Origin of the sequence: Pseudonocardia sp. (assembly GCF_029263155.1) — a bacterium.
Taxonomy (GTDB): Bacteria; Actinomycetota; Actinomycetes; order Mycobacteriales; family Pseudonocardiaceae; genus Pseudonocardia.
Map to the genome: position 1 here is coordinate 26,998 of NZ_JAJCYB010000087.1, position 19,748 is coordinate 46,745.

A 19,748-nucleotide genomic window follows, 5' to 3' on the forward strand; every position below is an offset into this window, starting at 1 on the left:
CGACCAGGAGGTGGACCGATGACGGTCCGCGAGAGCGTGCAGATCCTGCGGGAGCAGTGGCTGGTCGTGGCCGTCGCCGTGCTCGCCGCCGTGCTGGTCGCCGGGGTGTCGTGGCTCGTGCGGCCTGCCGAGTACACCTCCCGCCTGACGCTCTACGTCTCGACGCAGTCCGACAACCCCGCTGCGGCCTACCAGGGTGCGCAGCTGTCCCAGCAGCGGGTCGTGTCCTACGTCGAGCTGGCGGGCAGCCCCCGCGTGGGCGCCGAGGTGGCGGCCCGGCTCGGCACGGACGCCACCCCCGAGCAGGTGAGCGACCGGATCACCGCCAGCAGCCCGATGGACTCGGTCCTGGTCGAGCTGGCCGTGACGGGGACCTCGCCGCAGGACGCCGCGCACGTCGCCGACGTCGTCGGGGCCGTCGTGGCCGACATGGTGGAGGAGGTCGAGCGGCCGACCGCCGTGGCGGGCGGCGCACCCGTCTCCGCGCAGGTCGTGCAGCCGGCCACCGTGCCCACGAGCCCCTCGTCGACCGGCCTGGCGGTCGCGCTGCTGGTCGGCCTGTTCGCCGGGCTGGCGATCGGGATCGTCGCGGTGCTGCTGCGCCGGGCGATGGACCCCTCGATCGGCACGGGACAGCGGCTGCGCGAGGTGCTCGGCGTCCCGACGCTGGCCACGGTCGAGCTCGACGCCGGCACCGTCCCGCTCCCGGTGGCCCTGCACGGACGGTCCCCCCGGGCGGCGGGTTTCCATCGTCTCCGGGCCACCCTGGCGTTCCTCGACCCCACCGATCCGCCACGCGTGCTGCTGGTGGCCGGCGCGGTTCCCGGCGAGGGCCGCACCAGCACGGTGATCGGCCTGGCCGCGGCCCAGGCCGCCGCCGGGAGCCGGGTGCTCGTGGTCGACGCGGACCTGCGCGATCCGGCGCTGGCCCGGGTGCTCGGCGTCGACGACGCGATCGGGCTGACCGACGTGCTCACCGGACGCGTCGAGCCCGAGCAGGCCTCCCGCCCGGTACCGGCGGGGTTCGACGTGCTGCCCAGCGGTGCGCTGCCGGCCGATCCGACGGAGCTGTTGTCCCCGCTGGCGCTGCGCACCCTGTTCGCGCACCTGCGGATGCACTACGACACCGTGCTCGTCGACTCGCCCGCGCTGCTGCCGGTCACCGACGCCATGGCACTGGCCGCCGCCGCCGACGGCGTGCTCGTCGTCTGCCGGCGGGGACGGACCTCGCACGCGCAGGTCGCGGAGTCGGTCGACATCCTCGCCGCGACGTCGTCGCGCGTGCTCGGCGGCGTGCTCGTCGACCTGCCCGCACGCCGCACCCCGGTCGGGCGGGCGGCGTGGCTGACCGGACGGCCAACGGCCGGCGCTCCGGGCCTCGCCCCGCCCGCTGCCCGCCCCGCGGCCGACGCCGGCCCGCTCCCGGCGCCGATCGCCGCGCCGTGGCCGCGCCGCGGCGGGGGGCACTGACATGGGCCACGCCGAACCCACGCCGTCGCCCGCCGCATCGGCGCCGCCCGCCCCGTCCCGGCCGCCCGGCCCGTCGCGGGCCCCGGCCCGGCGGCCGCGCCGCGTCCTGGCCCTGGACCACTCCGCCGAGCTGGGCGGCGCCGAGATCGGCCTCGGCCACCTCGCGACCGAGCTCGGCGGAGGCATGGACGTCGCGCTGCTCGACGACGGCCCCTTCGCCGACCTGCTGCGCGGCCGCGGCGTCGAGCCCTACCTGCTGGACCCGGCCGGAGCGGCCACCGGCGGTGTCCGTCGCGGCGGGCCGTTGCTCGCCGGGGCGTCGGCCCTGCGCGACCAGGCCGCGCGGATCCGTCCCCGGCTGCTGGCCGCACTGGACGACTCCGGCGCGGACGTGCTGGTGTGCAACACGCTGCGCGCGGCCGTGCTGGCGGCGCTGTGCCGGCCGCCGCGTCGCGTCCGGCGGATCGCGATGGTCCGCGACGGGCTGCGGCCGCCGTACCTCGGTGCCGCCCGTGCGGTCGCGAGCCGTGCCGCGGTCGCGGCCGCCGGGCACGTCGCCGTCGCGAACTCGGCGTGGACGGCGCGGTCGCTGTGGTCGCTGTGGTCGGCGCGCCCGGTGCACGTGATGCCCCCCGTGATCGGGCGCGAGTTCTTCACCGAGCCCGTCGCGCGTCCCGGCGGTGCCGTGCCGCGGGTGCTGCTGCTGGGTCGGATCGCGCGCTGGAAGGGCCAGCTGCTCGGCCTGCACGCCGCGGGCCTGGTCCCGGCCGGGATCCCGTTCGAGCTCACCGTCGCCGGCGGTCCCTGGTTCGGCGAGGAGGACTACCACCGTGAGGTGCGGGCGGCGGCGGCCGCGATGGACCGGCCGCGACCGGAGCTGCTCGGCCACGTCGACGCGGTGCGCGAGCTGGTCGACGCCCACGACGTCGTCGTGCACACCTCGACCGTGCCGGAGCCGTTCGGGCAGGTCGTCGTGCAGGCCATGGCCCGGGGCCGGGTCGTGCTGGCCGCGGGCGAGGGCGGGCCCGCCGAGATCGTCACGCCGGGCAGCGGGCTGCTCTACACCCCGCGCGACCCGGCCTCGCTCGCCGCCGCGCTGACCGCCGTGCTGCGCGACGAGCACCGCCGCCGCGACCTCGGCCGCGCCGCGCGGGTACGCGCCACCGACTTCCACCCCGGCCACTCGGTCCGGGTGTTCACCGACATCGTCGACAGCCTGCGGGAGGCCACGTCATGAAGGTCGCACTGGTACACGACTACCTCACCCAGCGGGGCGGGGCCGAGCGCGTGGCCCTGCAGTTCTGCCGCGCCTACCCCGGCGCCCCGCTCTACACCTCGCTCTACGACGCGGCCGGCACCTACCCGGACTTCGCCGAGGTCGACGTCCGCTGCGGCCCGCTGCAGCGCCTCGCCCCGGCGCGGCGCGACCCGCGCCTGGCCCTTCCGCTGCTCGCCCCCGCATGGGACCGCACCGTCGTCAGCGACGACGCCGAGGCGCTGCTGATCAGCAGCAGCGGCTGGGCGCACGGGGTGGCCGGCCCGCCGGACGTGCCCACGGTGGTGTACTGCCACAACCCGCCGCGCTGGCTGCACCAGCCCGACATCTACCTGACCGGGGCGGCGGAACGGACGGCGATGCGACTGCTGCGCCCCCACCTGCTGCGCTGGGACCGGCGCGCCGCCCGGCGCGCGCACACCTACCTGGCGAACTCGAACGTGGTCGCCGACCGGATCCGGGAGGCCTACGACATCGACGCTCAGGTGGTGCACCCGCCGGTCACCATCGACGCGGCGGGCGAGCAGGCGCCGGTCGCGGGGATCGCTCCCGGCTTCTTCCTCACCGTGAGCCGGGCCCGCGGCTACAAGAACGTCGCACGGGTCGCCGAGGCCGTGGCGTCGATCCCGGGCGCCGAGCTCGTGGTGATCGGCTCCGGGACGCCGGACGAGGAGCCCGCGCCGAACGTGCGCTGGCTCGGGCTGGTGTCCGACGCCGAGCTGCGCTGGCTCTACGCCCACGCCACCGCGCTGGTCACGGTGGCCTTCGAGGACTTCGGCCTGACCCCGCTGGAGGCCAACGCGTTCGGTACGCCGGTGGCCGCGCTGCGGGCCGGGGGGCACCTGGACTCGGTGGTGGAGGGCGTCTCGGGCAGCTGGATCGAGGAGCCGACCGCGGCGTCGGTGCGCGACACGCTGGTCTCGCTGCCCTCGTTCGACCGGCGGGCCGTCCTGGAGCACGCGGCGGGGTTCTCCCTCGACGCGTTCACCCGGCGCATCGACGACGTGCTGCGGACGGCCACCGGCCGCCGCGTCGCGGTGGCGTCGGCGACCCGACGGCGGGGCGAGCCCCGCCCGACGGCCGCGGCGGCGTGAGCGTCCGGGGACCCCGACCATGACCGAGCAGCGGGAGACCGGCGTGCGGCAGGCGGCGCGGGCCGGGCGCCGGATCGGCGCGTTCGGGCTCGTGCCCGTCCTGGCCGTGGTCACCCCGCTGGTCGTCATCCCGGTCATCTCGCGCACCGCGGGCCCGGAGGGGATCGTCGCGACGGCCGTCGGGCAGTCGGTCGGCGCGGTGGCCGGCATCGCCGTGGCGCTGGGCTGGCCGCTGCTCGGCCCGGCGCTGGTGGCCCGGACGCGCGAGCCGGCCCGGCGCGCGGTGGCCTACGCCGACAGCATCCGCGGCCGGCTGCGCGTGCTCGCCGTGCTCGGCCCGGCGTCGTTCCTGGTCGGCTACCTGCTCGTCGGCGAGTACGCGCTGGTGGCGGGCCTGTCCGGGCTGGCCTTCGCCGGGTACGGGCTCACCGCGGCGTGGTTCTACGCCGGAACCGGTGACGCCCGGGGCATCGTCGTCGCCGACACGCTGCCGCGCGTCGGCGCGACCGTGGTGGCCGGGGTGGCGCTCGCGCTGGGCGCCCCGCTGGGCGTCTACCCGCTGCTGCTCATCGCCGCGGTGGTCCTGTCGCTGGGCCTGAACTCGCGGCGCGTCCTCGGCACCTGGCGGGTGCCGGTGCGCGGGCCCGCTCCCGACCTGCGCGCGCAGCTGCCGGCCACCGGGTCGCGGCTGCTGCACGGGTTGTACTCGATGGGCTCGGTGTCGATCGTGGCCGCGATGGCGCCCGCCGCGGCGTTCCCGTTCGCGGCCTACAACCGCATCCAGAAGCCTGCGCTGGGCGCCAGCGCCGCGTTCTCCCAGGCGCTCGTGGCCTGGCTCGGTGCAGACCCGCGGGCCCGGCTGCGCGGCGCGCTCGCGGTGGACCTCGCGGTCAGCGTGCTGCTCGGTGCGCTGGTCTACCTGTCGTTGCCGCTGCTGCTGCGGATCCTGTTCGGGGACCTGCTCGTGCTCGACCCGGCGCTGGGCCTGGCCACCGCGGCGGGAGTCGCCACCGGCACCATGGCCCGGTGCCTGCAGCAGCACGGGCTGCTGATGCTCGGCGACGAGCGGTTCACCACGCGGCTGCTGGCCGCGCAGTCGGCGGTGAGCGTCGCGGCGATGGTCGCGGTGGTCGTGCCGTACGGCGCGCTGGGTGCCACCGTCGTGTTCGCCGCGGGCGAGGGCGTGTTCTGCCTCGTCGCCGCGGCCCGCATCCTGCTGCTGTGGAGGCGCGATGCGTGAGACCCGGCTGCTCGCCCCGACGCCGGTGGGCGCACCGCTGGTCCGGGTGACCGCGGTCGCCGTCGCGGGCGCGCTGGCGGTGCCGGCCGCCTCCGGGATCCGGCCGTGGACCTCCGGGCTGCTCGCCGTGCTGACCGTCGCGCTGTGCGTGTGGGGTCTGGTCGCCGCGTTCGACCGCGGCGCGCGACTGGCCCAGCTCGTGTTCTGGGCGTTCTCGCTGGCCTGGCTCGGGGTGGCCCCGCTCTACCAGCTCGCGGTGGGGCAGGTGGCGTGGGGCGACCGTTCGCTGCTGGCCATGCGCGACGCGGTGACGTCCGCGCAGCTGCTCGTGCTGCTGTCGCTGGCGGCGTTCCTCGCGGGGTCCCACCTCCCGATCCGGGAGGTGCGCCGCGTCGCCGACCTCGACCCGGTTCGCACCGTGCGCGCCGCCGGCGTGGTGGTGGGGCTGGCGGTGCTGCTGCTGCCGCTCGCCGCCCGGGCCGGGGGCGGCTTCGCGAGCCTGTTCGTCAGCCGCCAGGAGCGGTCGGCGGCGATCGACGCGGCCGGGGTGGTCGCGGCCGACGGTGGCGGGGCCACCCTCGGGCTGGTCACGCTGCTGCCCGCGGCGCTGGCCACGGTCGGGTGCTACTTCGCGATCCTGGCGCTGCGCGAGCACGCCCGCCGCAGCCGGCTGGGGGAATGGCCCGTGCGGGCGGTCGTCGTCGCGCTGGCGGGAGTGGCGATGCTGCTCACCTACAGCAACCCGGTGGCCAACTCGCGGTTCATCAGCTTCGCGGCGATCGGCTGCTGCGCGTTGGCCGCACTGGCTCCGCGCAGCGTGCGCGCCGGGGCCGCGCTGGCCGGCTCCGCGGTGGTCGGGCTGCTGTTCGCGTATCCGATCCTCTATGCGCTGCGCAAGCCCGGGGGACTGGCCGGGGACTCCCCGTTCTCGCTGGCGGACTGGGCGGGTCCGGACTTCGACGGCTTCCAGCAGTGGACCAACACCGTGCTCTTCGTCGGCGACCGCGGCCCGGAGTGGGGGCGGACGATCCTGTCGGCCCTGTTGTTCTGGGTGCCGCGATCGGTCTGGGACGGCAAGTCGGTTCCGGCGTCGATCACGGTCGCCGAGTACCGCGGCTACGGCTTCACCGACCTGTCGCTGCCGGTGTCGGCCGAGCTGTACCTCAACTTCGGGGTCGCGGGCGTGGTCGTCGGCATGGTCGCGCTCGGCGCGCTGTGGGCGCGGCTGGACCACGCGTGGCTCACCGCGCCCGGCTCGCTGCTCGCCGTGCTCGCGCCGGTCGTCGCGACGCAGCAGTTCGGGCTCATCCGCGGACCGATGGGATCTCTGGCGCCCGTCATCGGTTCGGTCGTGCTGCTGTCGCTCGCGGTGGTGGCCTACAGCGGGCGCCGGGAACGAGGGGGAGACACATGACGATCCGCGAGACGGCCGAACGCAGCTACCGCGCGGTGCTCGACGCGTTGCCGGTGGCCGCGCGACGGCGCCTGCTCTACACCAGGGCCCACCGGCGGATGCCCCGCTTCGGGCACCCGCAGCGGTTCACCGAGAAGGTCAACTGGCGGATCCTGCGCGACCGCCGCGCCGGGCTGGCGTGGACATGCGACAAGCTCGCCATGAAGGACTACGCCGGGCGCAGCGACGCCGGGGTGCGGGTGGCGCGGACCCTGTGGTCGGGCACGGACGTGCACGAGATCGCCGCGCTGGAGCTGCCGAAGCGTTGGGTGCTCAAGCCCAACCACCGCAGCGCCACGGTGCACCTGGGTACCGGGGATCCCGACGTCGACGAGCTGGCCGTGCTCACCGAGGGCTGGCTGCGCAGCTACCAGGCCGAGCAGCTGGGTGAATGGGCGTACGGCCAGGCCCGGCCGACGATGCTGCTGGAGGAGTGGATCGGCGAGTCCGACGAGCCCCCGATGGACTACAAGTTCTTCGTGTTCGGCGGCCGCGTGGCACTCGTGCAGGTCGACACCAGCCGCTTCACCGGGCACTGCCGGCGGCTGTTCTGGCCGGACTGGACGCCCCTGGAGGTCACGCTGCGCTGGCCGCTGGGCCCGGAGGTGCCCCGTCCGCGGCGGCTCGAGCAGATGGTCGCCGCCGCCGCCGCGCTGGGCGAGCCGTTCGACTTCATGCGCATCGACCTCTACGACGACGGCGACACCATCTGGTTCGGCGAGACCACGCCCTACCCCAGCGGCGGGCTGTCCCCGTTCGACCCGGCCTGGCTCGACACCGCGCTCGGGTCCATGTGGACGCTGCCGGACGCCGCGGCTGCAGGCCGCCGATGAGGACGCTCGCGCTGCTGCTCGCCCTGCTCGTCCCCCTGGCCTGCGCGGCCACGCCCGCACCCGGCGCCGGGGCGCCCGGCCCGAGCGCGGATCGCCTGGTGTTCGCGCACTACTTCACCCCCTACCCGCTCTCCGCGGACAACGAGCCCGCCGCGCAGGACTACTACACCCGCGAGTACCTCGACCCCGGCGGTGAGGACGGGCGCCACCGCGCCTACGGCGGCCTGCTCCGCGACCGGCCGCCACCGATCCCGCCCGGGGCGCCGGCCACCTGGGAGATCGACAACTACAAGGTCGAGATCCTCCAGGCGCAGTCCGCCGGGATCGACGGGTTCACCGTCGACATCCTGTCCACCGACGGGGTCTACCGCGACCGCCTCGAACTGCTCGTCCGGGCCGCCGCGGAGCTGGACACCGGGTTCACGATCGCGCTGATGCCCGACGGCGCCGTCCTGGACGAGGACTCCTCGGCGGCGCTGGTCGACCTGGTCGGCGAGCTCCTGCGCTACCCGTCGCTGCACCGCCTCGACGACGGGCGCCTGCTGGTCTCCCCGTTCTACCCGGAGCGATTCGGGGCCGACTGGTGGGCGGGGTGGATGGCCGATCTCGCGGACGAGCACGGCGTCGAGGTGGCGTTCGTGCCGTGCTTCCTGAACTACCGCGCGAGCGTCGAGGAGTTCGCGCCGATCAGCCACGCCGTGTCCTGGTGGGGCCAGCGCAGCCCCGCCGGCAGCGTCGACGGCACGGCCTACGCCGCCGACGCGCACGAGCGCGGGCTGCTGTGGATGCAGCCGGTCTCCGTGCAGGACGCGCGGCCCGCGCAGGGCGTCTACGACGAGGCGAACAACTCCGAGAACCTGCGGCTCACCTGGGAACAGGCGATCGACGGTGCGGACTGGGTGCAGCTGGTGACCTGGAACGACTACGCCGAGGGCACCCAGTTCGCCCCGTCGGCGAACTCCGGCACGGCGCTGCTGGACATCACCGCCCACTACACCGAGTGGTTCCGCACCGGGACGCCGCCGCCGATCACCCGAGACGTGCTGTACGTGTCGCACCGCGTCCACCCCGCGGGCGCCGTCCCGACCGGGGGCCAGACCGAGCTGATGGAACTGCGCGAGGACAGCAGCCCCGCCCGCGACGAGGTCGAGGTGCTGGCGATGCTCACCGCCCCGGCCGAGGTCGTGGTGGAGGTCGACGGGCGGGAGACGACCGAACGGCAGCCGGCGGGGGTGTCGACGCTCGACGCCCCGCTGGCCCCGGGGACGGTCCGCGCGACGGCGATGCGCGACGGCGCGACCGTGGTGTCGGTCGACTCGCCCTGGACGGTCGTCGCGGAACCGGTGGTGCAGGACCTGGGCTACCGGTACACCGCGAGTGACCCGCCCGATCCCTACGGCTGCGACCCGGGCGCCACGAGCGGGCCCGCCGACCGGCCGGTCCCTGCGGCGCTGCCGCGGTTCGGGCGCTGCTGAGGTCGGGCGCCGCGGCACCCGTCAGGGCGCGAGCCCGCCGTCGTCGGCGACCACCGGGTCCGAGGCACGGCCGATCCGGACGACCTGGTCGGCCGTGGTCGGCGCCTGTGGCGGGCCGACCGACAGCAACACGCCGCCCAGCGCCGTCCCGACCGGCACCGCGAGCACGGCCAGCGGGAGCGCGAGCCGGGAGCGCAGCGTCCGGCGCTCGGGTCGGTAGGAGGTCGCGGGCCGCCGCGACCGGGCGTCCGTCGCAGTCTGCGGGGTCCGGTTCATGCGATCCATCGTGGCCGTGCCGCATGAAGCCAGTCGGTGGCCAAGATGAAGCATCGGTCATCCCCGGCATGGACCGGCGATGACGCTGCGGCGTCGATCCGGTGTCCGCCCACCCCGACGGGTGAAGGGTCGTTCATCGACACCGCATCCCGCGCTCATGGGCCCTCCCTAATCTCGGCCCGGTGCCGACCTCGCCCCCCCTGCCCGCGCTCCCCCGCCGCCTGCCCGCCGCGGCCACCGTGCTGCTTGCTGCGGCCGCCCTCGTCGCCGCCCTCCTGCTCGCGCTCCTGATGCCGGGCGGGCCCGCCACGACCGACGACCGCGCCGAGGTCGGGGAGGTGGAGCTGGTCCGGGTCACCGGACCCGGCGGGGCCGCGGTCGTGGTGCCGGCGCAGATCAGCACCGGCGTGGCCGGGTCGTCGATCGACACCGTGCTGGCCGACGAGCTCGGCCTGCCCCGCAACGACGCCGACCGGGTCACCGTCACCTCGGCCTACGGGGTCCAGATCCGCGACCGCGTGCCGGCCACCGTGCAGCTGGCCGGGCAGGCCCGGAGCACGCGCCTGGTCGCCGTCGACCGGGAACCCGGCGAGCCGGAGCTGGTGATCGGCCGGTCCGAGCTGGGCGGGTTGGTCGTGGTGGCCGGGGAGCGGTTCCTGAGCGATCCCGGCACCGCCCGGGAGGCGCCCGCCCTGGGTGCGCTCCTCGCCTCCAGCACCGCGCTCGACGCCCTGCAGGTGCTGGCCCTGATCCCGGTCGCGGCGCTGCTCGTCGTGCTGTTGCGCACCGTGGTCGGGCTGCAGACCCTCGGCGTCGCCGTCGGGGTGACGGTGCTGCTGTTCGTGCCGGCCCTCGGGGTGCTCGCCTCCGAGCACCCGGTGCCGGTCGCGGCGACGGCGGCCCTCGTCGCGGCGCTGGCCGGCAGCTACCGGGGGGTCCGGCTGCTCGACCGGTGGGCCACCCGCGTGGCGTAGGAACCCCCACCGCGCCACGCCACGTCGCCCGAGCGCCGTGGCGAGCGCCCTCCCCCGGGGAGCGCGGCGAGTGCCTGCGGGTCGATCTACGGTGTCGGCATGTCGAACCCGCCGGAGCCCTCCGTCTGGCCGATCCTGCACTACGCCGACACGGACGGCGCCCTGCGCCTGCTCGTCGACGTCCTCGGCTTCCGCGCGGCCCTGGTCGTCCGGGACGACCGGGGTGCGATCGTGCACGCGGAGCTGCGCTGGCCCGAGGGTGGGGCGGTCGTGTTCGGGTCGGCGGCGCACACCGAGAGCCCCGTCCACGGCGGCACGCGGTGCATCGCCGGGCGAGCGCGGCCGCGGTCGAGATCGTCGAGCCGCCCCACCGGACCGCCTTCGGGTCGGGTGTCCAGACCCGGGCCTGCACGGTGCGCGATGCCGAGGGCAACCTGTGGACCTTCGGCACGTATCGGGGAGCACCCTGAGCCGGGACCATCAGTGCGCCGCCAGCCGACCGGCCAGGTTGTCGTGGCGGGCCTGGCTGTTGTGGTTCATGCCGGTGATCGTGACGGTGGTGCCGCGGGCCTCGTACCTGGTCGTGATGGAGTCCAGCGCGGCCACCGTGGAGGCGTCCCACACGTGGGCCGCGGACAGGTCGATGACCACCGTCTCCAGGTCCTCGGCGTAGTCGAAGGCGAACACCAGGTCGTTGCTGGAGGCGAAGAACAGCTGCCCGGTCACCCGGTAGACCCGGGTGCTGCCGTCCGGGTCGAGCACGCTGGTCACCTCGACCAGGTGCGCCACCCGGCGGGCGAACAGCACCATCGCCACGAGCACCCCGACCCCGACCCCATAGGCCAGGTTGTGCGTCGCGACCGTGACCACGACGGTGGACACCATCACCGCGGTCTCGCTGCCCGGCATCCGCCTCAGCGTCGCGGGCCTGATGCTGTGCCAGTCGAACGTGCCGACCGCCACCATGATCATGACGCCGACGAGCGCGGCCATCGGGATGAGGGCCACCACCTGCCCGAGCGCCACGACCAGCACCAGGACGAACACCCCGGCCAGGAAGGTGGACAGCCGGGTCCGCGCCCCGCCGTCCTTCACGTTGATCATCGTCTGGCCGATCATCGCGCACCCGCCCATGCCTCCGAAGAACCCGGTGACGATGTTGGCGACGCCCTGGCCCCACGACTCCCGGGTCTTGTCGGAGCGGGTGTCGGTGATGTCGTCGACCAGCTTCGCCGTCATCAGCGACTCGATCAGCCCGACCAGCGCGATGGCCAGCGCGAACGGCGCGACCAGCTGCAGCGTGGCGAGGTCGAACGGCACGGCGGGCAGGCCGAGGACGGGCAGCGTGTCGGGCAGCGCTCCCTGGTCGCCGACCGTCGGGACCAGCACGCCGGCGACGACGGTGAACCCGGTCAGGGCCACGATCGCGACGAGCGGGGCGGGCACCGCCGTCGTCAGCCGCGGCAGTCCGACCAGCAGCACCAGCCCCACCGCGAGCAGCGCGTAGACGGCCCACGGCACGTCCGCCAGGTACGGCAGCTGCGAGGTGAAGATCAGGATGGCCAGGGCGTTGACGAACCCGACCATCACGCTGCGCGGCAGGAACCGCATCAGCCTCGCCACACCGGCCGCCGCGAGCAGGACCTGCAGCACACCACCGAGCACGACCGCGGCGAGCAGGTACTCGACGCCGTGCTCGCGGGCGAGGGGGGCGACGACGAGCGCGATCGCCCCGGTGGCCGCGGAGATCATCGCCGGACGGCCGCCGACGAAGGCGATCGTGACCGCCATGGTGAACGAGGCGAACAGCCCGACGCGGGGATCGACGCCGGCGATGATGGAGAACGCGATGGCCTCGGGGATCAGGGCCAGCGCGACGACGAGACCGGAGACGGCCTCGACACGCAGCGTCTTCGGGGTGAGCCACGCGGGACGGGCAGCGCGCAGCGCGCGCGGGAATGCGGAGGTCATCGTCACTTTCGGGGAGCGGGAGGGGCGGGCCACGCACCGTGGGGGCCCGGTCGCCGCGAACCCTACCGTCGCAGGAGGGAACACCGGCTCCGTTGTGACTCTCCGAACAGGCGCGGCCACCGGCCGGCCGCGTCGACGGGCGCCTCGCCGGATCGGTTCGGGGCCGACGCCCTGTGCCGGTCGGTCCCGCATCCGCGACCGGCCCCGGGCCGACCGACGCCGCACCGCCTCGGTCAGCGCACCCGGAACGCCGACGTACCCTCACACAGGGGAAGATTCAGCGACGGGCGGCCACGCGGAGGTGACGTTGACGGACACGCGGACGACGGACGAGGAGCAGGAGCGCCTGAGGCTGGGCGAGACCCTGCGGCTCCTGGCGCTGGAGCGGGACCGCACATCCGACTCGATCGAGGCCTCGGCCCGGACCATCGACGAGCAGAAGGGACAGATGTGGGAGAACCGGCGTGACATGGACTTCGCCGAGAAGGCGAGCCTGCGCACGTCGATCGACCTGTCGGTGAAGACCGCCGAGCACGCGGTCAAGCGCCGCGCACGGATCGAGCGACTGCTCGACTCCCCGTACTTCGGCCGCGTCGACTTCCGCGAGGACGGCGCCGCGGAACCCGCGCCCCTCTACATCGGCATGCACGGCTTCACCGACCCCGACACCAACGAGATCGTGGTCCACGAGTGGCGCGCACCGGTGTCGGGCCTGTTCTACGACTTCGAGTCGGGTCCGGCGTTCTTCGAGGCACCCGCCGGCACGACCGGCGGGGAGATCACCGGCAAGCGGCAGTACAAGATCCGGGGCGGGCACCTCGAGTACATGCTCGAGAGCTCGCTGAACATCAACGACGACGTCCTGCAGCGGGAGCTGAGCCAGACCGCCGACGACCGGATGAAGAACATCGTCGCGACCATCCAGCGCGAGCAGAACGCCGTCATCCGCAACGAGACGGCTCAGGTGCTGATCCTGCAGGGTGTGGCGGGCTCGGGGAAGACGTCGATCGCGCTGCACCGCGTGGCGTTCCTGCTCTACCGGTTCCACGACACCCTCAGCTCGGACAACGTCATGATCCTCTCGCCGAACCGGGTCTTCGGCGACTACATCGCCGACGTGCTCCCCGAGCTCGGCGAGGAGCGCATCGGGGAGATCGGCTTCGATCGGATCGCCGAGGAGTTCCTCGGCTCGCTCATCGGCCATCAGACCTTCAGCGAGCAGGTGGTCGCCCTGCTGGAGGGCGACAGCGGTGACGGTGCGGCGGAGCGGATGCGCTACAAGGCGACCTCGGAGTTCGTCACCGAGCTGGGCGCGTTCATCGACTCGGCCGTGCAGGAGGACTTCGCCCCGGCCGAGATCGCGCAGAAGCACCGGCGCCTGTCCGCCGAATGGGTGCAGGACATGTTCGAGGAGTCCCGGTCCTTCCCGATCTTCACCCGGCTCGAGCACGTCGCCAACTGCGCGGTGGACCTGCTCAAGAACCAGGTCCGGGACCGCGGCGGCACCTGGTCCACCGCCGACACCAACGGTGTCCGCAAGCAGGTCCGCGCGATGTTCCCCTACAAGGACGCTCTCGCGATGTACCGGGGGTTCTACCGCTCCCCCGCGCGCAGGCGGCTCCTCGTGCCGCTGGGCCGCAGGAAGCTCGAGTACGCCGACGTGTTCCCGCTGATCTACACCATCGTCCGGACCAGCCGGATGCGGAACTACGGGCACATCCGCCACCTGGTGGTGGACGAGATGCAGGACTACACGCCGATCCAGTACGCGGTGCTGCGCGAGCTGTTCTCCTGCACGATGACGATCCTGGGCGACTCCAACCAGTCGGTCAACCCGTTCAGCTCGTCGTCGCTGCAGACGATCCATCGCATCTTCCCCGAGGCCGACTGCCTGGAGCTGAACAAGAGCTACCGATCCACCACCGAGATCACCGAGTTCGCCCAGCGGATCTCCCGCAACGACAAGCTCGTCCCGGTCTCGCGCCACGGCGCGCCGCCGCGGGTGATCGCGTGCACGGGGCGACCGGACGAGGAGCAGCAGATCCTGCGTCTCGTCGAGCGGGCACCGGGCCGGCGAGAACCGGTCGCTCGGCGTCATCTGCAAGACCGTCGCGCAAGCGCGGGAGCTCCACCGGTCCCTCGCGGACGCCGGTGTCGTGGCGACGCTGCTCGACTACGACAGCACCGCCTTCGCGGGCGGAATCGTGATCACCTCGGCACACATCTCCAAGGGACTCGAGTTCGACTCCGTGATCGCCACGCAGGTGGACGACACCAACTACGCCACCGACATGGACCGGTGCATGCTCTACATCGCCTGCACGAGGGCGATGCACGAACTGCATCTCACCCACCACGGACCGCTCACGTCGTTCCTGGAGTTCAGCCCCACCTCCGGCCGGGCCCCTGTCGCGTCGTAGCTGCGCCGGGTGCAGCCACGGATCGGGCAGGTCGGCCATCATGCGGGTGCTCGCCGAGCAGTAGCGGCGCCTGCGGCGGACCGTCTCCGTTCGCCACTCGTCGGCGAGGACGAACCCTATCCCGATGTGAGGTTCAGGATCGTCGGGAGGTCGACCGGTCGGCACCGCGCTCGAGCGTGCGCAGGTCGCGAACGAGGCGCTCCAGGCCGGTGATCTGGGCGCGCATCAGCTCCATCCGGCTCTCGGCCAGCGCGCGCGTGATGGTCAGCCGCCCCAGCGCCGCGTCGACCTCGGCGGACCCCGGCCCACCCGAGGCCACGAGGTCGATCGCCGCCAGCAGTTCGCGCACCTGGTCGAGGGACAGGTCGAGCGGACGCAGCGTCCTCACCAGTTCGAGGCGGCGCACGTCGTCCTCGGAGTACTGGCGGAACCCGCCGGCCGAGCGCCCGGACGGGACGACGATGCCGAGGTGGTCGTAGTGTCTGATCGTCCGGATCGACAGCCCGGTCCTCGCCGAGACCTCGCCGATCCTCACGTCGCCGAACTCACATGCCGCATCGGGCGACACTACCGCGCCGGCCCGAATCTGCCGTCGCGGAAGGATAGGATGCTACTGCGGCGACAGGTCGACGCGTGACGCCCAGCGGGACCGCGGCCCGCCCCCGCCACGAGACGCCCCAGGAGTTCCGCTGCCCACCCACGACGCCGCCGTCCGGGTAGCACCTCCTCGAAGCGGCGTCCGGCGTGATGCGCGCATCGTGACCGTCGGGGCCGTGGCCTACGCGCTCACCGCGCCGGGACAGACCGCGGTGGTGTCGGTCTTCGTCGACCCGATGGTCGCGGAACTGGGGATCGGCCGCGAGACCGTCGCCGCGGCGTACCTGATCGGCACGCTCGCGGGCGCGGCCGGGATGCCGCTGGTCGGCAGGGCCCTGGACCGGTTCGGTGCCCGCGCCGTGCTGCTGGCCACGGCCGGGCTGTTCGGGGCCGTGCTCATCGGCATGGCCGCGGCGGCCGAGGTCGTCGGGCTCACCGCGGGCTTCGTCGGGATCCGGTTCGCCGGGCAGGGCGCGCTGACCCTGACCGCGACCACCGTCGTCGCCTACCACGTGACCCACCGCCTCGGAGCGGCCGTCGGCATCGTGAGCGCGGCCGGCACCGCCGGGATATCGCTCGCCCCCCTGCTGATGGAGCGGGTGGTGAGCACGCACGGTCCGAGCACCGGGTGGTTCGTCCAGGGCGTCGCGGTGTGGGCGGTGCTCGTCCCGCTGGCGTTGCTGGGGCTGCCGCGCCGGCCGCCGCGCGCGGTACGCCCCGAACCGGGCGTCGCGAGCGGCGCGGCACTGGGGACGATCCTGCGGACGCCGGCGTTCTGGGTCCTGACCGCAGGGGTCGGCGCGCTGTCGCTGATCGTGACCGCGCTGACCTTCCACCAGATCGACGTCCTCGGTGAGCGCGGGCTGACCAGCGTGGAGGCGGCGGCGACGTTCCTGCCGCAGACCGTCGCCGGGCTCGCGGCGACCCTGCTCGTCGGCGTCGCGCTCGACCGGATCTCCGCGAAGCCGGTGATGCTCGGTTCGATGGTCATGGTGGTGGTCGCGCTGCTGTCCGCCGGGTACCTCCACCCGGGGTGGGGTGCGATCGGGTACGGGCTGGCCGTCGGCGTGGCCGGCAACGCGTTCCGCACCGTCGAGGCGGCCGTGCTACCCCGCTGGTTCGGTACCGCGCAGATCGGCGCCGCCCGCGGTGTGGTGCACGCCGTGGCCGTGGGGGCCTCGGCTCTCGGGCCGCTGCTCCTCGCGCTCGGCCGGGCGTCGAGCGACTCCTACCGGCCCGTCCTGTTCGGCCTCTGCGCCCTTCCGGCCGTCCTCGCCGTCGTGATCGTCGTCGTGCGGGAGCCCGGCCGGGCCTGACGCCGAACCGCATCCGAGTTTGCCGTCACCTAATTCATTGCGACCCGGCCCCTAACCCGGGTGCTCCTACCGTCGGAGGTATGCCGCTCCCCCGCCGCTACCGACCGGTGCATCAGCCCGATCTGCCCCGGGTCGTCCTGCTCTGCCCGAACGACGGCGCGCTGACCGTCGCCCGCAGGCTGGTGCGTCGCGGGATCGAGGTGCACGCGTTCACCGACCGGCGGTACGCCTACGTCCTCGCCGCGCGAGGCGTGCAGGGGCGGGTGATGCCCGACATCCGGCGGCACCCGCAGGCCTGGCTGCATGAGCTGGCGGCCCTGGCCGCGGACGGCGACGTGCCTCGGGACGGGGTGGTGCTGTCCGGCTCCGACGCCGCCACCGAGTTCCTCGCCCGCAACCGCGAGGACATCCCGGGTTCGCTGCGGACCTTCGAGTCGGACGACGGGGTGCACCTCGCCCTGATGGACAAGTACGAGCTGTACCGCCACGCGGCCGCGGCCGGGGTCCGTACGCCCGGCATGTGGCACGTGCGCAGCCGCGACGACCTCGCCGGGCTGGCCGACCGGGTGAGGTTCCCCTGCATCCTCAAGCCGTCCATGGGGCACATCGCCAAGGAGCTGGTCGGGGTGGGGACCGTGCGCGTCGAGTCCGCGGACCACCTGCTCGCGCACGCCGACGCGCTGCTGGCCCACGGCCAGGACATGGTGGTGACCGAGCTGGTACCGGGCCCCGAGACCGCGCTGGAGGGTGCGGTCTCGATCCGCGACGGCCACGGTCGGTACCCGCTCGAGTACGGCCGGCACAAGATCCGCCAGTGGCCACCGGACTACGGCACCGGCTCGCTGCTGGAGTCGGCCGACGTACCGGAGATGCTGGCGCTCAACCGGCGACTGCTCGACCACGTCGGCTTCGTGGGCCTGTCCAGCTGCGAGGCGAAGCGGCACTCGGGCACGGGCGAGCTGTACCTCATCGAGATCAACGTGCGGATACCGGCCAGCTTCGGGCTGTCGGAGGCCTGTGGCGTCGACGGCGCCTGGCGGCTCTACGCCGCGCTGGCCGGGCTCCCCCTGGACGCGCAGCCTGCCCCGGTCAGCGGCCGGAAGGTGATGATGCATCCCGACCTGCTCGCCGCTGCGGCCCAGCTGCGCTCCCGGCCCCGGTCGCTCGGGGCGCTGCTGCGCAGCTGGCGTGGCACGCGCGACTTCGGGGTGTTCGCGCTGCGCGACCCGCGGCCGGCGCTCGCACTGGCCCGGCAGGAGTGGCGCGAACTCCTCGATCGGCATGTCGGCCGTGCGGACGATCCGTGGCCGCCACGATCCGGGTCCTCCACCGCTGCCGGTCGGGGAGATCGGCCCGGCCGCCCCTGACCGCCGACGCGGGGGTCAGCCCGGCACTTCGGCTTCGGTCAGCCGTTCGCGCGCGGCGCTCCACATGCCCTCGGCGACGATCTCGCGTTCGAAGTGAACGATGCTGTCGCTCGGCATTACGTGCAGGTCCGCCGGTTCGCGGCGGGTGATGGTCTCGGTGCACTCCATCTCCTGCTGCCCCATCGTCATCACGACGCGCGAGACGGTGCCGACCTGCCCGTGCATCCCACTCAGCGGCTCGTGCAGCACCGGGCCACGCAGCCACTTCGGCAGGTGCTCGGAGTCGGCGAGCAGCTCGACCACTCGTTCCCTCGGCAGGGGCGAACGCGTTCGGCATCCGTGCTTACGTGGTGGGCGATACAAGGATCGAACTTGTGACCTCTTCGGTGTCAAGGCGGTCTGACGGGTGCTGCACCTCCGGGTTTCCGCAGCTCAGTGGGCTTACCTGTCCATGCTCGTCCGCGGACGACCGCCTCTGTGCAGGTCGGTAGTCACCCAGTCGGTCACCCAAGCGGGTGCTGTCGAACCTCGCCGTCGTATAGCATCGTCGCTATAAATTGGGGTTCCGTCGAGCTGGAACCGGAGGTCCGGGACTGGCTTGAGACGCTGCCGGCCCCGCAGTTCGCCACCGCGGCGTTCTATATCGACCTGGTGGCGGATCGCGGTCCACTGCTGGGCGAGCCGTACACGCGTCAGCTCGACGGCAAGCTCCGGGAGCTGCGGTGCCATCTGGACGGTCGGGCGGCGCGGGTGACGTACTGGATCGCCTCTGGGCGGCGGATCGTCCTGTTGACGGTGTTCGCGAAGACGCGAATGCGGGAGACGGGCGAGGTCGAGCGGGCACGTCGGGCGATGGCGCGCTGCATGGCGCAGGAGCACACGGTGGAGGACGACGATGAGTGAGACAACGGGCGACGGGCGGGAGTCGTGGGCCGCGCTGCGGGACCGGCGGATGGGCGAGCCGGGTGCCGAGGAGGCGTACGAGGCCGCCCGGTTGGCGTTCGAGCTGGGGTCAGCGGTGCGTGAGCTCCGGCTGGCGCGAGGGTGGAGCCAGGCCGAGCTGGCGTCGGCGGCGGGGATGACGCAGTCGGCCGTGGCACGGTTCGAAGCGGGGGGCACGGTGCCGACGCTGCCGGTGCTGGGCCGGATCGCGCGGGCGTTGGACGCCGACCTGACCGTGCGGGTCTCACCACGCACGGATGTCGCCTGAGGCTTGATGCGCCATGATCGGGCCGTTCGTCGTCCGCGGGCGCTGCTCGACCATCTGATCATGTCGGTGGACGTGGACAGGCGCGCAGGACAGGCCGTCGCGTCCGTGCGCGGGACATGCCGGCAGCGGCCGGATCGACGACCGTATCGGCGTCGTCAGCGCAGCGTCAGGAGCTGTTCGTGGAAGCCACCGATCTGCCGGGCGCGGTCGACGAGGTGCAGTTCCAGGATCCAGTGGCACAGCCGACCGGCGCGATCGGTGCGCCGCATCGGGTGCGGGTTGCCGGGCGCGATGTAGCTGTCGATCCTGTCGCCGTCGACGAACTCGTGCGGGAACTCGCCGACGAGGTGCCCGGCGTGGACGTTCCCGAACTCCCAGCCCGCACCCGTGGCCAGCGCGGCGACATGGGCGTAGAGCTCGGAGCCGGTGATGGTCGGGTGGGCCTCGAAGTGGGCGCGCCCCGCGGCCCACAGCCGCGGCAGGTCGTCGCGCAGCGCGAGCTTGACCGGGTCCTGCCCGAGGACGAATGTGCGGCCGAAGTCGGCCTCCCACTCGGCGAAGATCGGTCCGAAATCCAGGAAGACGATGTCGTCCTCGCCGATCACGCGGTCCGGTGGGTTCTCCCGGTAGGGCAGCCAGGGGGTCGGCAAAGTCAGTTGATCATGAGTAGTCGGAGTGGGCGGAGGGCGTTGCGGCCGTGATGTCGTAGCGCTTTCGCGATGTTGGTGGCTCCGGCGAGGCGGTGCAGGCTGATGGCCAGGTTCCGCAGTGTGGCC

General features: G+C 73.7%; 18 protein-coding genes and 1 pseudogene. 14 read left to right on the plus strand and 5 right to left on the minus strand.

Annotation, left to right across the window (positions count from 1 at the left end; all coding sequences use genetic code 11):
* Positions 1 to 18: 18 nt before the first annotated feature.
* The 7 genes from Q1K26_RS18150 to Q1K26_RS18180 are packed head-to-tail and all read left to right on the plus strand — an operon-like array spanning position 19 to position 8,841.
* Positions 19 to 1,470, plus strand: a complete 1,452-nt coding sequence (locus Q1K26_RS18150; RefSeq protein ID WP_300014133.1) for a polysaccharide biosynthesis tyrosine autokinase — start codon at positions 19 to 21, stop codon at positions 1,468 to 1,470.
* Position 1,471: 1 nt separating this feature from the next.
* Complete coding sequence (locus tag Q1K26_RS18155; protein ID WP_300014136.1) at positions 1,472 to 2,707, plus strand: glycosyltransferase family 4 protein; 1,236 nt, start codon at positions 1,472 to 1,474, stop codon at positions 2,705 to 2,707.
* The gene (locus Q1K26_RS18160; RefSeq protein WP_300014139.1) at positions 2,704 to 3,840 is read left to right on the plus strand and encodes a glycosyltransferase; all 1,137 of its coding nucleotides are present in this window, start codon (positions 2,704 to 2,706) and stop codon (positions 3,838 to 3,840) included. The genes Q1K26_RS18155 and Q1K26_RS18160 overlap by 4 nt, the downstream gene beginning before the upstream one ends.
* Positions 3,841 to 3,859: 19 nt before the next feature.
* Positions 3,860 to 5,080: a hypothetical protein gene (locus Q1K26_RS18165; RefSeq protein ID WP_300014142.1), complete on the plus strand. Its 1,221-nt coding sequence runs from the start codon at positions 3,860 to 3,862 to the stop codon at positions 5,078 to 5,080.
* Positions 5,073 to 6,494 carry a hypothetical protein gene (locus tag Q1K26_RS18170; RefSeq protein WP_300014145.1) on the plus strand — a complete coding sequence of 474 codons (1,422 nt, stop codon included), beginning with the start codon at positions 5,073 to 5,075 and terminating at the stop codon, positions 6,492 to 6,494. The genes Q1K26_RS18165 and Q1K26_RS18170 overlap by 8 nt, the downstream gene beginning before the upstream one ends.
* A complete protein-coding gene (locus tag Q1K26_RS18175) occupies positions 6,491 to 7,366 on the plus strand; it encodes an ATP-grasp fold amidoligase family protein (RefSeq protein WP_300014148.1) in 876 nt (291 codons plus the stop codon). The genes Q1K26_RS18170 and Q1K26_RS18175 overlap by 4 nt, the downstream gene beginning before the upstream one ends.
* Positions 7,363 to 8,841 (plus strand): glycoside hydrolase family 71 protein, encoded by a 1,479-nt coding sequence (locus tag Q1K26_RS18180; RefSeq protein WP_300014151.1) that lies wholly within the window; start codon positions 7,363 to 7,365, stop codon positions 8,839 to 8,841. Before Q1K26_RS18175 ends, Q1K26_RS18180 begins: the two co-directional genes overlap by 4 nt.
* A gap of 21 nt (positions 8,842 to 8,862) precedes the next feature.
* On the opposite strand, the gene Q1K26_RS18185 is transcribed toward Q1K26_RS18180, so the two are convergent.
* Positions 8,863 to 9,117: a hypothetical protein gene (locus Q1K26_RS18185; protein ID WP_300014154.1), complete on the minus strand. Its 255-nt coding sequence runs from the start codon at positions 9,115 to 9,117 to the stop codon at positions 8,863 to 8,865.
* A 182-nt stretch (positions 9,118 to 9,299) separates the two neighbouring features.
* Between Q1K26_RS18185 and Q1K26_RS18190 the strand changes: the two genes are divergently transcribed.
* Complete coding sequence (locus Q1K26_RS18190; RefSeq protein ID WP_300014157.1) at positions 9,300 to 10,091, plus strand: hypothetical protein; 792 nt, start codon at positions 9,300 to 9,302, stop codon at positions 10,089 to 10,091.
* Positions 10,092 to 10,571: 480 nt separating this feature from the next.
* On the opposite strand, the gene Q1K26_RS18195 is transcribed toward Q1K26_RS18190, so the two are convergent.
* Positions 10,572 to 12,062 (minus strand): SulP family inorganic anion transporter, encoded by a 1,491-nt coding sequence (locus Q1K26_RS18195; protein WP_300014160.1) that lies wholly within the window; start codon positions 12,060 to 12,062, stop codon positions 10,572 to 10,574.
* Between the two features lie 898 nt (positions 12,063 to 12,960).
* On the opposite strand from Q1K26_RS18195, the pseudogene Q1K26_RS18200 reads away from it, so the two are divergent.
* Positions 12,961 to 13,872, plus strand: a pseudogene (locus Q1K26_RS18200) (UvrD-helicase domain-containing protein); the annotation flags it as partial.
* 439 nt (positions 13,873 to 14,311) lie between these two features.
* Complete coding sequence (locus tag Q1K26_RS18205) at positions 14,312 to 14,482, plus strand: hypothetical protein (protein WP_300014183.1); 171 nt, start codon at positions 14,312 to 14,314, stop codon at positions 14,480 to 14,482.
* A gap of 133 nt (positions 14,483 to 14,615) precedes the next feature.
* Here the strand turns inward: Q1K26_RS18205 and Q1K26_RS18210 are convergent, their stop codons facing one another.
* On the minus strand, positions 14,616 to 15,050 hold the full coding sequence (locus tag Q1K26_RS18210; protein WP_363320491.1) for a MerR family transcriptional regulator: 435 nt from the start codon (positions 15,048 to 15,050) through the stop codon (positions 14,616 to 14,618).
* Between the two features lie 190 nt (positions 15,051 to 15,240).
* Between Q1K26_RS18210 and Q1K26_RS18215 the strand changes: the two genes are divergently transcribed.
* Both Q1K26_RS18215 and Q1K26_RS18220 read left to right on the plus strand, forming a co-directional pair.
* Positions 15,241 to 16,395, plus strand: a complete 1,155-nt coding sequence (locus tag Q1K26_RS18215; protein ID WP_300014165.1) for an MFS transporter — start codon at positions 15,241 to 15,243, stop codon at positions 16,393 to 16,395.
* Between the two features lie 80 nt (positions 16,396 to 16,475).
* Positions 16,476 to 17,762, plus strand: coding sequence for a hypothetical protein (locus Q1K26_RS18220; protein WP_300014168.1), 1,287 nt, complete (start codon positions 16,476 to 16,478; stop codon positions 17,760 to 17,762).
* 15 nt (positions 17,763 to 17,777) lie between these two features.
* Here the strand turns inward: Q1K26_RS18220 and Q1K26_RS18225 are convergent, their stop codons facing one another.
* The gene (locus Q1K26_RS18225) at positions 17,778 to 18,065 is read right to left on the minus strand and encodes a hypothetical protein (protein ID WP_300014170.1); all 288 of its coding nucleotides are present in this window, start codon (positions 18,063 to 18,065) and stop codon (positions 17,778 to 17,780) included.
* A gap of 174 nt (positions 18,066 to 18,239) precedes the next feature.
* Here Q1K26_RS18225 and Q1K26_RS18230 point away from each other — a divergent pair, with 174 nt between their 5' ends.
* Both Q1K26_RS18230 and Q1K26_RS18235 read left to right on the plus strand, forming a co-directional pair.
* Complete coding sequence (locus Q1K26_RS18230) at positions 18,240 to 18,665, plus strand: type II toxin-antitoxin system RelE/ParE family toxin (RefSeq protein WP_300014173.1); 426 nt, start codon at positions 18,240 to 18,242, stop codon at positions 18,663 to 18,665.
* Complete coding sequence (locus Q1K26_RS18235; RefSeq protein WP_300014177.1) at positions 18,658 to 18,972, plus strand: helix-turn-helix transcriptional regulator; 315 nt, start codon at positions 18,658 to 18,660, stop codon at positions 18,970 to 18,972. The genes Q1K26_RS18230 and Q1K26_RS18235 overlap by 8 nt, the downstream gene beginning before the upstream one ends.
* 155 nt (positions 18,973 to 19,127) lie before the next feature.
* On the opposite strand, the gene Q1K26_RS18240 is transcribed toward Q1K26_RS18235, so the two are convergent.
* Positions 19,128 to 19,622 carry a M24 family metallopeptidase gene (locus Q1K26_RS18240; protein WP_300014180.1) on the minus strand — a complete coding sequence of 165 codons (495 nt, stop codon included), beginning with the start codon at positions 19,620 to 19,622 and terminating at the stop codon, positions 19,128 to 19,130.
* Positions 19,623 to 19,748: the final 126 nt, after the last annotated feature.

Coding starts and splice junctions, on each gene's coding strand:
- Q1K26_RS18150 (WP_300014133.1), top strand. CDS start 19: ATGACGGTCCGCGAGAGCGTGCAGATCCTGCGGGAGCAGTGGCTGGTC.
- Q1K26_RS18155 (WP_300014136.1), top strand. CDS start 1,472: ATGGGCCACGCCGAACCCACGCCGTCGCCCGCCGCATCGGCGCCGCCC.
- Q1K26_RS18160 (WP_300014139.1), top strand. CDS start 2,704: ATGAAGGTCGCACTGGTACACGACTACCTCACCCAGCGGGGCGGGGCC.
- Q1K26_RS18165 (WP_300014142.1), top strand. CDS start 3,860: ATGACCGAGCAGCGGGAGACCGGCGTGCGGCAGGCGGCGCGGGCCGGG.
- Q1K26_RS18170 (WP_300014145.1), top strand. CDS start 5,073: ATGCGTGAGACCCGGCTGCTCGCCCCGACGCCGGTGGGCGCACCGCTG.
- Q1K26_RS18175 (WP_300014148.1), top strand. CDS start 6,491: ATGACGATCCGCGAGACGGCCGAACGCAGCTACCGCGCGGTGCTCGAC.
- Q1K26_RS18180 (WP_300014151.1), top strand. CDS start 7,363: ATGAGGACGCTCGCGCTGCTGCTCGCCCTGCTCGTCCCCCTGGCCTGC.
- Q1K26_RS18185 (WP_300014154.1), bottom strand. CDS start 9,117: ATGAACCGGACCCCGCAGACTGCGACGGACGCCCGGTCGCGGCGGCCC.
- Q1K26_RS18195 (WP_300014160.1), bottom strand. CDS start 12,062: ATGACCTCCGCATTCCCGCGCGCGCTGCGCGCTGCCCGTCCCGCGTGG.
- Q1K26_RS18220 (WP_300014168.1), top strand. CDS start 16,476: ATGCCGCTCCCCCGCCGCTACCGACCGGTGCATCAGCCCGATCTGCCC.
- Q1K26_RS18235 (WP_300014177.1), top strand. CDS start 18,658: ATGAGTGAGACAACGGGCGACGGGCGGGAGTCGTGGGCCGCGCTGCGG.